We start from the raw sequence: 11,623 nt of genomic DNA, 5'->3' as shown, positions 1-11,623 counted from the left end.
GACAAGGGGACCGGAATGTGGCGCGGGGGTCTTGGGAAGTCAAGAGCCGTGCCGGCCGGGGCCGAGCACGGTGAGGCAGTCCTGCCAGGCACGTTGGGTCAGCAGGGGCTGGAAGCGACTGAAGAGGGCGAGGAGTTCGGGACCCCACTGGGTGCGGAAGTCGCGGTTGCGGTGGGCGAGGTCGAGTTCGTTGGCGGCGGTGAGTTCCGCGAAGTCCCGGCGGAGGTGGTTCGCGGGGGCATGGGTCCGGCCGGTGAACCGGTCGTGGAAGAGGCCGCCCGGGGTCGCGAGATCGGGGTAGGTGGCCCTGCGGTCGCAGCTCGCGTAGAGATGGACGATCTCCTCGGCCTCCGGTCCGATCACGGAGGCCAACTCGCCCCGCCGGTCCAGCGACAGCAGGGCTGTCGGGAATCCGTCGGTGCCGTAGGCGGCGTGACAGAGGCCGGCGAGCTGGAGCGCGGGCCGGGCACCCCAGCCGGCGAGCCGCTCGCGCACCCGGTCGAGATGGGCGAGGAGCGTGCCGCCGGGGTGCGGCTGACGGTCGGCGCCGAGGTCCCGCATCAGGGCGGTGGCTCGGTGCTGGGGGGTGAGGACGGTCGGGGGCACGGTGAAGTCCCTTCGGCGTATGGGTCGGCACCCGCTCCGGCGCCTGGAGCGGGTTGCCGCCCTTGGGGGCCCTCAGAGGATCGTCGTACCGCGCCCTCCGCACAGTCAATCCTTGGGATTTCTGCCCAACTCCAAGTGCTAGCTTGGGGGTTGTGACCCTCGACGACCTGCGTGTGTTCGTGGCGGTGTGCCGGGCCGGAAGCCTCAGTTCGGTCGCGCGCGATCTGGGCTGCACCCAGTCGGCGGTCAGCCAGCACGTCAAGCGGCTGGAGCGGGAGACCGGGGTGGCGCTTCTGGAACGGCAGCCGCGCGGGGTCGTCCCGACGCAGGCCGGCCGGGTGCTGGAGGCGGCGGCGGCCGAGGGGATCTCCGGACTCGACCTCGCCGTACGGCAGTTGCGGGACCTGGTCGAGGGCGAGAGCGGGTATGTCCGTGTCGCTACGGGTGCGACGACCGTACGGCACTTCATGTCGGACGCGGTGGTTCGCTTCCGGCGCCGTTATCCGAGGGTCAACGTCGAGTTCCGTACGGTGAGTTCGGGCCGCGGCAGTTTCGACGCGCTGGCCGACGGCACGCTGGACCTGGCGTGGATCACCCTCGGTCCGCCGGTGCGCGGGATCGAGCAGCGGGCGGTGGTCGAACTGCCGTGGGTGCTGGCGGTGAGGGACGACGACGTGTGGGCCGGACGTCCGTCCCTGGACGCGGCCGAGCTGAACGACATCCGTCTGATCCGCCTCCCCCCGAACTCGGCGTCGGCCGCGCATCTGGAGTCGGCCTGCGCGGAGTTGGGGATCGGCTTCGGTTACGACACGAGTGTCGCGGACTGGGACACGGCACTGTTGCTGGCCGAGTTGGGGGTGGGCCGCGCGCTGGTCCCCGCGCTGCCGGGGCTCGCGGTGCCCGGCGACGGAACCTTGCGGCTGATCCCGGTCCCGGCCCTGCGTCCCCTTGTCGTCGGGTGGGCCGTACGACGCTGGGACGCGCTCAGTCCTCCGGCACGGGCGTTCGCGGACACGGTCGTCGAGAGTCGACGGCGGGGGTCTACTCCGGCTCCTTGAGGGGCAGTTCGGCCCAGACCGTCTTGCCCACGGCACGCTGGGTAACACCCCAGGCGGCGGCGAGAAGCGTCACGAGGACGAGCCCTCGGCCTCCGTCGCCGTCCGGGTCGGCGGCGGCGAACCGCAGCTCTCGATCCCCGCGAGCGTCACTCACTTCGATACGCAGCGTGTCCTCGGCCGGCAGCAGCGACAACCTCAGCTCGAAGTCCCGCCCGGGCACGCGGCCGTGGGTGACGGCGTTGGCGGCGAGTTCCGCGACGGCGTGCTGTGCGGTGTCGTTCAGGTCGCTGCCGTGCGGGAATCCCCAGGTGTGCAGTTGTTGCGCCGTGAGGTGGCGGGCGAGGCGTGCGCCTCGGGGTGTCGAGCTGAGGCGCTGGGTCAGTTCGGCGGTGGGGGTGCTTGTGGGGGTGGAGATTTCGGCGTTCACGTGACTGAGAGTGCTGGGTTGTCTCTACCCTGACCAGGAGCAACGTGGCGACTGTGGGTAGCTGTACGGCTGCGCTCGGTGCGGAGTACGGGTCGTCGGGCGGGAGGGTGGAGCTGTGGAGGAGCGGAGGCCGGAGACACCGGCGGAGGCCGAGGGGACGACGGGCTTGTTCACGGCCCTGGGCAAGATGCTCAGGCTGCTGCGGGAGCGGAGGGGGTTGACGCAGAAGGAGTTCGGCGAGCTGGTGGCGTACGGGCCGGACCAGATCTCGGCGATGGAAAGGGGCGTACGGACGCCCCAGCCGGACTTCCTGGAGAAGGCGGACGAGTTGTTGGACGCGGGTGGGTTGCTGAAGGAGGTGATCCCGGACGTCAAGGAGGCGATGGCTCGGGCACGGACCAGGCATCCGGAGTGGTATCGGGGGTACGCGGCGCTGGAGGCCGAGGCCACGGCGCTGCATGTCTACAGCAACCAACTGGTACCGGGACTGCTCCAGACCGAGGAGTACGCCCAGGCAGTGTTCTCGCAGTGGCGTCCCCTTCTGAGCGAGGAGGCCATCGGGAAGAGGTTGGCCGACCGTATGGCCCGACAGCGGATCCTCGAGCTGTGGCCATCGCCGACGTTCAGCTTCGTCCTCGACGAGAGCGTTCTGTTGCGGCCCGTCGGCGGTCGGGAGGTGCACGCGGCCCAGTTGGAGAACCTGCTGCGCATCGGGACCCTGCGGACCGTCGCGCTCCAGGTGATGCCGATGGACCGCGAGGAACAGCCCAGCATGGATGGGCCGTTCAACCTCCTGACGGTCAAGAAGGGGGAGCAGGTAGCGTACGTGGAGATCCACACGTATCCACGACTGATCACCGACGCGGAAGAAGTTCGCGTCCTGAACGAGCGCTACGGACTCCTCAGGGCACACGCCCTCAGGCCCAACGAGTCACTGGACCTGATCGAGAGACTGCGGGGACGGCTATGAACGCTGACGAACTCACCTGGTTCAAGAGCAGCTACAGCAGCGGTGGGGGCGGCGAATGCCTCGAAGTCGCGTACAGCTGGCGCAAGTCCAGCTACAGCAGCGGTGAGGGCGGCCAGTGCCTCGAAGTCGCCCTCACCCCCGCCACCGTCCACATCCGCGACTCCAAGCTCCGCCCGGAAGCCGGCGCCCACCTCACCGTCTCCCCCACCGCCTGGGCCGCCTTCCTCACGTCCACGAAGTAACCGGCGCGTACGAAACTGTTTCGTTTTGCAGTCGCACAGGGTAGCCTCGAAGAGGTAAGGATACGTACGAAACCGTATCGTTCACCTGGGGAAGGTGAGGGAAGTGACCGAGGTCGCGGCGTCGCGGCGCAGTCGGTTCACGGCCGAGCGCGAGAGCGAGTTGTACGAGACCGTGCTGGAGCTGCTCGGCGAGGTCGGGTACGACGGACTGACCATGGACGCCGTCGCCACCCGCACCCGGACCAGCAAGGCCACGCTCTACCGCCAGTGGGGCGGCAAGGTCGAGCTGGTCGTCGAGGCGATGCGGCACAAGAGGCCCGGCGTCGTCGCCGACGTGGACACGGGATCACTGCGAGAGGACTTCGACGTCCTCCTGGACCGCGCGGCCGAGGACACCATGGAGGAGACGTCGTCGCTCATGCGCGGCCTCGCCGTGGCGATGCACCGGCATACGGACCTGGGGCGGGTCTTCCGGGAACGGATCCTCGACGTGGAGCTGGACGCCTTCCAGCGAGTGCTGCGGCACGCCGTCGACCGGGGTGAGATCCACGCCGACAACCGCGCCCTGGACCACGCGGCCCACATGCTCCTCGGCGCCCTGGTCGCCCGCGGACTGCTGGAAGATCTGCCCCCGACCCGCGCCTTCCTGCGGGCGTACGTCGACGCCGTGGTCCTCCCCGTCCTCCTCGCGCCTCCCCCGTCCCGGAACAGCGTCACCGCCTGAGCACTTCGAGAGGCAGCGTTCATGACCAGCACCCACGCAGGCGGCCTGCGGGCCCGGATCCGTACCAAGGACGGCTGGGCCGTCCCGCACGCCGTGCTGACCGTCACCGACATGGCCGGGCAGCAGGCGGTCCGTCAGGAGGCCACCGCGGAGGGGCTCGTCGCCACCGACGCCCTCGCGCCCGGCACGTACACCGTGATCGTCACCGCCGTCGGCCACGCCCCCGTCGCCTCGACCGCCATCGTGACCGCTTCCGGCGGCGCCGACCTCGGCTCGCTCGTGCTGGCGCGGGCCGGCGGCGTGGAGCTTCCGCCGCCCGGGCCGTGGACCATCGACCCGGCGCACTCCAGCGTGAGCGCGGTGGCCCAGCATCTCGGGCTGACCAGTGTGCACGGGCGGTTCAAGGAGTTCGGGGGGCGGATCGAGGTCGCGGAGAACCCGCTGGCGTCGAGCGTGGAGGCGGTCGTCGAGGGTGCCTCGATCGACACCGGCAACGGGATGCGCGACGGCCATCTGCGCTCCGCCGACTTCCTCGACGTGGACGTCCACCCGAAGATCACCTACCGCAGTACGGGCATCACCCCGGCCGGTGAGGCGCGTTGGACCGTGCACGGCGAACTCTCCCTGCGGGGCGTGGCCCGGTCCGTCGATCTGGACCTGTCCTACCTGGGCACCGGCCCGGACCCCTGGGGCGGGGTGCGGGCGTCCTTTCGCGCCACCACCGAGCTGCGGCGCGAGGACTTCGCCATGAACTACAACCAGGTCGTCCAGGCGGGCATCGCCGCGATCGGCGCCACCCTGCGCGTGGAACTCGACATCCAGGCCGTCCAGGGTGAGCGACTGCCCTCTCTGGGCTGAGCATCAGGACCGTGTACGACAGCGTCCGCCGCCCGGGACTCCGGGTGGCGGACGCTGCCGCATGGGGGTCGATGGGTCCTGGGACTGTCCTAGGACTCCTTGTGGCCCAGCAGGATGTCGACGCCTTCCCGGCCGCCGTCCAGCGTGACCTGGGTCGCCACCGGCGGGTAGCCGCTGGCGATCACCGTGTACTGCTCGCTGGAGAGGTCCGTGAAGGCGTAGCTGCCGTCGACGCTCGTGGTGCGGGTTCCGACGACGTTGCCCGCGGCGTCGATCAGGGTGACCCGGGCGTCGTCGAGCGCCCGTCCGTCGGGCGTGTGCACCGTGCCCCGCAGGGTCGCCGCGACGGTCAGCTGGACGTCGCAGCGGGCGGTCTCGGCGGTGACGGTGCCGGGTACGGCGGCCGGGCGGTGGCCGGGGGCGCTGACGCTCACCGTGTAGTCGCCGGGCGGCAGGTCGCCGATGCGGTAGCCACCGTCCGTGCCCGTCGTCGTGGACCCGGTCACGTCACCGTGCTGGTCGGTCGCGACCACCAGCGCGCCGGGCAGGACCTCTCCGTCCCCGGCGCGCACGGTGCCGGTCAGGCCGCCGGGGCTCGGCAGGATCACCAGGTCGTGGGAGACGGGCGCGCCGTTCAGGGTCAGCGTGACGACCTGCGGCTGGTAGCCGGGCGCCGAGCCGATCAGGACGAGGCTGCCGTGCTCGGCGGTGTCCACGGCGTACGTGCCGTCCGGGCCGGAGACGGCTCGGGCCAGCTGACGGCCGGAGTTGTCGAGCAGGGTGATGGCGGTGCTGGGCACGGGTGCGCCCGTACCGTCGCGCACCTGTCCCCGGACGGCGGCCGCGGTCGCGGCGGGGAGCACGGCCGTGGTGGCCCTCGCGGCGGCCGGTGCCTCCGGGACCGTGGCCTCGACGGGCGCCCCGGCCTCCTCCGCCGGCTCGCTCGCCCTCTTCTTCGCGCGGAACAGCAGCGCCGTGACGATCACGGCGAAGGCGAAGAAGCCGGCCGACCACCAGTAGGCGACCTCGTAGCTGTGCAGCGCCGCGTTCGCCTTGACCAGCGGGTCGGTCAGGTGGTCCTTGGCGTAGTCGGTGGCGGCGGTGGCGGCGAGCGTGTTCAGCAGCGCGGTGCTGATCGAACCGCCCACCTGCTGGGTGGTGTTGACGGCCGCCGAGGCCACGCCCTGGTCGCTCGCCTGCACGCCGAGGGTGGCGTAGCTCATCGCGACGGGCATCGACATGCCGAGTCCGGCGCCGAGAAGCAGCAGCGGCCCCAGCACGTCCGAGGCGTACCCGCTGTGCAGGCCGAGGCGGGTCAGCCAGATCATGCCGCCCACGGCGAGGAGCATGCCGACCGGTACGACGATCTTGGGGCCGATTTTCGGCACCAGCACGTTGGTGGACAACTGCGCCATCACCATCAGCGCGGCCACCATCGGCAGGAAGGCCACACCGTTCTTGACCGGTGAATAGCCCAGCGTCGACTGGAGGTAGTACGTGAGGAAGAGGAAGACGCCGAACATGCCGGCCGAGGAGATGAGCACGGTCGACAGGGCGGCCGCGCGGTCGCGGTCGGCCAGGACGCGCAGCGGCAGTACGGGGTGTGCGGCCCGGGTCTGCCAGAGGAAGAACGCGACCAGCAGGACCCCGCCCCCGGCGAGGAAGCCCCAGGTCATCCAGTTGCCCCAGTCGTGCGTCTCCGCGTTGGCGAAGCCGTAGACGACGCCGAACAGGCCGCCGGAGACCAGGAGGGCGCCGAGGAGGTCCAGCTTGGGCCGCTCGGCCGGGACGGAACGGCTGATGAAGACGATCGCGCCGATCAGCGCGGGAACGGCGATGACGTCGTTGACGTACAGCGTCCAGCGCCAGTCGAGGTACTCGGTGAGCAGACCGCCGAGGACCAGGCCGACGGCCGCGCCGGAACCGGCGATGGCGCCGAATATGCCGAACGCCTTGGCGCGTTCCTTCGCCTCGGTGAAGGTGGTGGTCAGCAGGGAGAGCGCCGCCGGGGCGAGCAGGGCGCCGAACAGGCCCTGCACCGCGCGGGCGATCACCAGCATCGTGAAGCCGTTCGCCGCGCCGCCGAGCGCGGAGGCGGCGGCGAATCCGACGACGCCGACGATGAAGGTGGTCTTGCGGCCGAAGAGGTCGGCGAGGCGGCCGCCGAGGAGCAGCAGGCTGCCGAAGGCCAGCGAGTAGGCGGTGACGATCCACTGCCGGCCGTTGTTGTCGAAGCCCAGGTCCTGCTGGGCGGAGGGCAGTGCGATGTTCACGATCGTGGCGTCGAGCACGACCATGAGCTGGGCGAGGCCGATCACGGCCAGCGCCCACCAGCGGTGTTTTGACGGAGCTTGGGTCTGGCCGGAGGGCCCGGCCTGGGCGATGGCGACCGGGATGGCTTCCAAGGTGGTACTCCCCTCAGGGGGCTAGTTGCTCAGCACATCGGTCCGAAACTGTTTCGTACAGCAAACCATGCCAACGTATGCCACCCGGGCAGCGAAACGCAAACGTTTCGTTAGCTTCACACGGACCGCGGGACGGGTCGTACGCGGCCGTTCACCGCGCGTACAGGCCCTCGACCTCCGCCTCGAAGTCCCGCAGCACGACCTCCCGGCGGAGCTTCATCGACGGGGTCAGATGCCCCTCCGCCTCGGTGAAGTCGCGGGGCAGCACGGCGAACCGCCGGATCGACTCGGGCCTCGACACCAGCTTGTTAGCCTCGTCCACCGCCCGCTGCAGGATCTCTCTCAACTCCTCGTCGTCGACAAGGAGTTCCGGCGGGACCGGGTGCTTGCCGTTCATCCGGCGCCAGTGGCTGAGGCCGTCCATGTCGAGGGTGATGAGCGCCGCGATGTAGGGACGGCGGTCGCCGACGACCATCACCTGGGAGATCAGCGGGTGCTGGCGGAGCCAGTTCTCCAGCGGGGCCGGGGCCATGTTCTTGCCGCCCGCGGTGATCAGGATCTCCTTCTTGCGGCCGGTGATGGTCAGATAGCCCTCCTCGTCCAGGCGGCCGATGTCCCCCGTGGGGAACCAGCCGTCGGTCTGCGAGGGGATCACGCCACCGCCGTGCGGGTCCCAGTAGCCGCGGAAGATCTGACCGCCGCTGAGCAGGATCTCGCCGTCGGCCGCGATCCGCACCCTGGTCCCCGGCAGCGGCCAACCCACCGTGTCCAGACGGGGTTTGAGCGGTGGGGTGACGGTCGCGGCCCCGGTCGACTCGGTGAGGCCGTAGCCCTCGTAGATCTCCATGCCCGCGCCCGCGTAGAAGGCGGCCAGACGACGGCCGAGCGGGGAACCGCCGGAGATGATGTGCCGGATCCTGCCGCCCATGGCGTTGCGTATACGGCGGTAGACCAGCGGGTCGTAGAAGGTGCGGGCCGCTTTCAGGGCCGTGCTCGGGCCCGAGCCCGTGCCGGCGTGCCGGGCCTCGGTCGCCTCGGCGTGGCGGACGGCGACGTTGACGGCGCGGTCGAAGACGGAGACCCGGCCGCCGCTCTCCGCCTTGGCGCGGGCGTTGTTGAAGACCTTCTCCAGCATGTAGGGGATGACCAGCAGGAAGGTCGGGCGGAAGGCGGCCAGGTCGGCCAGCAGATCCTCGGCCTGCAGACTCGGGGCGTGGCCGAGGCGGACCCGGGCGCGGACGCAGGCGATCGCCACCATGCGGCCGAAGACGTGCGACATGGGCAGGAAGAGCAGGGTGGAGGGATCGTCCGCCTTCGACTTGAAGATCGGGTAGAGCAGCTCGATCGCGTTGTCGACCTCGGAGAGGAAGTTGCCGTGGGTGAGGACGCAGCCCTTGGGACGGCCGGTGGTGCCCGAGGTGTAGACGACCGTGGCGAGCGTGTCGGGGACGAGCATGCCGCGCCGCACGCCGACCTCCTGGTCGGGGACGGGCTGCCCGAGTTCGGCGAGCCGGTCGAGGTGGCCCTTCTCGACGATCCACATGTGCCGCAGGTCCGGCAGCTGGTTCAACTCCGGGCCGAGGGCCGCCGCCTGCCCCGCGTTCTCCGTGACGAGGGCCACCGCGCCGGAGTCCTGGAGGATCCAGCGGGTCTGGAAGACCGAGGAGGTCGGATAGACGGGGACGGTCACCAGGCCCGCCGCCCAGGCCGCGAAGTCCAGGAGCGTCCACTCGTAGATCGTCCGCGCCATCACGGCGATCCGGTCACCCGGGACCAGCCCCTCCGAGATCAGCCCCTTGGCCAGGCCCAGCACCTGGCGCGCGAACTCCGCCGCGGTGACGTCCGCCCAACCGCCGTCCTCCGCGCGGCGGCTGAGGACACGGGCGTCGGGCGCCGCGTCCGCGTTGTCGAAGGGCAGGTCGGCGAGCGAGCCGTGGGTGGGCGGCGGCACGAGCGGGGGCACCGACGTCTCGCGCACCTCGCCGTCCAGCCGGCGGATCTCCGGCTCGACGAGCTGGGGCACGCCGTCGTAGTCGGACGCGGCGGGGTATGGCACGGACACGGACATGGCAGCTCTCCTGGGGCGTGCAGCTCGGTACCGCTCTGCAGTGGTACGTGCGGTGCGTACCGAGTTGTTCACCGGCGGTGTGCGGCCGGGATGTTACCGCGAGTTACAGCAGGAAGGATACGTCTCGGCCATGGCGAGTTCGTGATGATCCGGAAATGTTCCGGGGCCGGGCCTGTGCAGAACGCTCCGCTGGGTGGGCCGATTGGGGGCCGTCGTCAGGCTGCGGCACCGTCGTGGCTGGTCGCGCCCGCGCAGCGGAGCCGCACATGTCACAGCCCCGCGCCCCTGACTACGGCGCTTACGCGCCGTATGGGGCGTACAGGAGCTCTATCTGCTCGGCGAACTCCTCGGCTATCGCCTCGCGGCGGAGTTTCATCGATGGCGTCAGGTGGCCCGCCTCCTCCGTGAAGTCGCCCGGCAGGACGGTGAAGCGGCGGATGGACTCGGGGCGGGAGACCAGCTTGTTGGCCTCGTCGACGGCCCGTTGCAGGACCTGGTGCAACTCCTCGTCGTCCAGCAGCAGTTCGGCGGGGACCGGGTGCCTGCCCCTCATCCGGCGCCAGTGGTCGACGCCCTCCATGTCGAGGGTGATCAGGGCGCCGACGTAGGGGCGGGCGTCGCCGACCACCATGACCTGGGAGATCAGCGGGTGCTGGCGGAGCCAGTTCTCCAGCGGGGCCGGGGCGACGCTCTTGCCGCCCGCCGTGATCAGCATCTCCTTCTTGCGGCCGGTGATGTGGAGGTAGCCGTCCTCGTCCAGCCGCCCGATGTCGCCGGTGGGGAGCCAGCCGTCGGCGGTCGCCGGGACGACCCCGCCGGCGTTCGGGTCCCAGTAGCCGCGCAGGACGTGCCCGCCGGCCAGCAGGATCTCGCCGTCGGCCGCGATGCGCACCTTCGTGCCGGGCAGCGGCCAGCCGACCGTGCCCAGGCGGGGCTTGAGGGGCGGGGAGACGGTGGCCGCGCCCGTGGTCTCGGTGAGCCCGTAGCCCTCGTAGACCTCGATGCCCGCGCCCGCGTAGAAGGAGGCGAGCCGGCGGCCCAGCGGGGAGCCGCCGCAGATCATGTAGCGGACCCGGCCGCCCATGGCGTTGCGGATACGGCGGTAGACCAACGGGTCGTAGAAGGCGCGGGCGGCCTTCAGCGCGGTGCCCGGGCCGGGGCCCGTGCCGGACTGGCGGGCCTCGCGCGCCTCGCCGTAACGGCAGGCGACGCCCACCGCGCGGTCGAAGGCGCTGACCCGGCCGCCGGTCTCGGCCCGCGCGCGGGCCACGTTGAACACCTTCTCCAGCATGTACGGGATGGCGACGAGACAGGTCGGCCGGAAGCTCGCCAGGTCGGGCAGCAGTTCCTCCGACTTCAGGCTCGGCGCGTGTCCGAGGCGCACCCGCGCCCTGACGCAGGCGACGGCCACCATCCGGCCGAAGATGTGCGACATCGGCAGGAAGTGCAGGACCGACGCCTCCTCGCTGGTCCGGGCGCGGAAGACCGGGTAGAGGAGCTCGATGGCGTTGTCGACCTCGGCGAAGAAGTTGCCGTGCGTGATCGCGCAGCCCTTGGGGCGGCCGGTGGTGCCCGAGGTGTAGACGATCGTGGCCAGCGTGTCGGGGCCCAGCATCCCGCGCCGTACGGCCACTTCCTGGTCCGGCACGTGTGCGCCGCACTCCCCCAGGCGCTCCACATGGCCCTTCTCGATGACCCACAGGTGCCGCAGATCGGGCACGCGGTCCAGTTCGGGGCCGAGGGCCGCGGCCTGGGCGCCGGTCTCCGTCACCAGGGCCACCGCGCCGGAGTCCTGGAGGATCCAGCGGGTCTGGAAGAGGGAGGAGGTGGGGTAGATCGGCACGGTGACCAGGCCGCAGGCCCAGGCGGCGAAGTCCAGGAGCGTCCACTCGTAGACCGTGCGGGCCATGACGGCGACGCGGTCGCCCGGTGTGAGCCCGGTCGCGATCAGCCCCTTCGCCGTGGCCAGTACCTCGGCGGCGAACTCGGCGGCCGTCACGTCCGTCCAACGGCCCGCCTCGGTACGGCGGCTGAGGACCCGGTCGTCGGGGGCGGTCCGGGCGTTGTCGAAGGGCAGGTCGGCGAGCGAGCCGTGGCGCACAGGTGGGACGAAGGGCGGTACCGAGACCTCGCGCACCTCTCCGTCCAGCCGGCGGACGGCGGGCTCCACGAGGACCGGTGTGCCGTCGTACGCCGTGGAGTGGACCACCAGGTCGGCGGGCGGGTGCGAGGTGGACACGGGCGACTCCAGATGTTCAACCCAGC

General features: G+C 71.0%; 10 protein-coding genes. 5 read left to right on the top strand and 5 right to left on the bottom strand.

The genetic code is table 11. The annotated features are described in order from the left end of the window. Positions 1-39: 39 nt before the first annotated feature. Positions 40-561: a DUF6817 domain-containing protein gene (locus tag ACWCQ1_RS23345; RefSeq protein WP_133043538.1), complete on the bottom strand. Its 522-nt coding sequence runs from the start codon at positions 559-561 to the stop codon at positions 40-42. Between the two features lie 197 nt (positions 562-758). Between ACWCQ1_RS23345 and ACWCQ1_RS23340 the strand changes: the two genes are divergently transcribed. After that, positions 759-1,664 (top strand): LysR family transcriptional regulator, encoded by a 906-nt coding sequence (locus ACWCQ1_RS23340; RefSeq protein ID WP_358593065.1) that lies wholly within the window; start codon positions 759-761, stop codon positions 1,662-1,664. On the opposite strand, the gene ACWCQ1_RS23335 is transcribed toward ACWCQ1_RS23340, so the two are convergent. Beyond that, positions 1,648-2,091: an ATP-binding protein gene (locus tag ACWCQ1_RS23335; RefSeq protein ID WP_451027276.1), complete on the bottom strand. Its 444-nt coding sequence runs from the start codon at positions 2,089-2,091 to the stop codon at positions 1,648-1,650. The genes ACWCQ1_RS23340 and ACWCQ1_RS23335 overlap by 17 nt on opposite strands. A 115-nt stretch (positions 2,092-2,206) precedes the next feature. On the opposite strand from ACWCQ1_RS23335, the gene ACWCQ1_RS23330 reads away from it, so the two are divergent. From ACWCQ1_RS23330 to ACWCQ1_RS23315, 4 genes are all read left to right on the top strand, one after another. Then, positions 2,207-3,061, top strand: coding sequence for a helix-turn-helix domain-containing protein (locus ACWCQ1_RS23330; protein ID WP_451027275.1), 855 nt, complete (start codon positions 2,207-2,209; stop codon positions 3,059-3,061). Then, complete coding sequence (locus tag ACWCQ1_RS23325; protein WP_451027274.1) at positions 3,058-3,303, top strand: DUF397 domain-containing protein; 246 nt, start codon at positions 3,058-3,060, stop codon at positions 3,301-3,303. The genes ACWCQ1_RS23330 and ACWCQ1_RS23325 overlap by 4 nt, the downstream gene beginning before the upstream one ends. Before the next feature lie 103 nt (positions 3,304-3,406). After that, complete coding sequence (locus ACWCQ1_RS23320) at positions 3,407-4,027, top strand: TetR/AcrR family transcriptional regulator (protein ID WP_358593059.1); 621 nt, start codon at positions 3,407-3,409, stop codon at positions 4,025-4,027. Positions 4,028-4,048: 21 nt separating this feature from the next. After that, positions 4,049-4,885 (top strand): YceI family protein, encoded by an 837-nt coding sequence (locus ACWCQ1_RS23315; RefSeq protein WP_358593057.1) that lies wholly within the window; start codon positions 4,049-4,051, stop codon positions 4,883-4,885. An 89-nt stretch (positions 4,886-4,974) separates the two neighbouring features. Here the strand turns inward: ACWCQ1_RS23315 and ACWCQ1_RS23310 are convergent, their stop codons facing one another. From ACWCQ1_RS23310 to ACWCQ1_RS23300, 3 genes are all read right to left on the bottom strand, one after another. Next, on the bottom strand, positions 4,975-7,290 hold the full coding sequence (locus tag ACWCQ1_RS23310; RefSeq protein ID WP_451027273.1) for an MFS transporter: 2,316 nt from the start codon (positions 7,288-7,290) through the stop codon (positions 4,975-4,977). A 151-nt stretch (positions 7,291-7,441) separates the two neighbouring features. Beyond that, positions 7,442-9,358 (bottom strand): AMP-dependent synthetase/ligase, encoded by a 1,917-nt coding sequence (locus ACWCQ1_RS23305; protein ID WP_358593053.1) that lies wholly within the window; start codon positions 9,356-9,358, stop codon positions 7,442-7,444. 298 nt (positions 9,359-9,656) lie between these two features. Next, entirely contained in the window at positions 9,657-11,597 is a 1,941-nt protein-coding gene (locus ACWCQ1_RS23300) for an AMP-dependent synthetase/ligase (RefSeq protein ID WP_358593051.1), read from the bottom strand. Positions 11,598-11,623 lie beyond the last annotated feature (26 nt).

It is taken from the genome of Streptomyces sp. NPDC002144 (assembly GCF_053593695.1).
Note: the sequence above shows the minus strand (reverse complement) of the source record. Positions and strands in the feature narration are given on the sequence as shown.

Excerpts from the sequence above, each read along its gene's own strand:
- ACWCQ1_RS23345 (WP_133043538.1), bottom strand. The coding sequence starts at position 561 with ATGCGGGACCTCGGCGCCGACCGTCAGCCGCACCCCGGCGGCACGCTC.
- ACWCQ1_RS23315 (WP_358593057.1), top strand. The coding sequence starts at position 4,049 with ATGACCAGCACCCACGCAGGCGGCCTGCGGGCCCGGATCCGTACCAAG.
- ACWCQ1_RS23325 (WP_451027274.1), top strand. The coding sequence starts at position 3,058 with ATGAACGCTGACGAACTCACCTGGTTCAAGAGCAGCTACAGCAGCGGT.
- ACWCQ1_RS23305 (WP_358593053.1), bottom strand. The coding sequence starts at position 9,358 with ATGTCCGTGTCCGTGCCATACCCCGCCGCGTCCGACTACGACGGCGTG.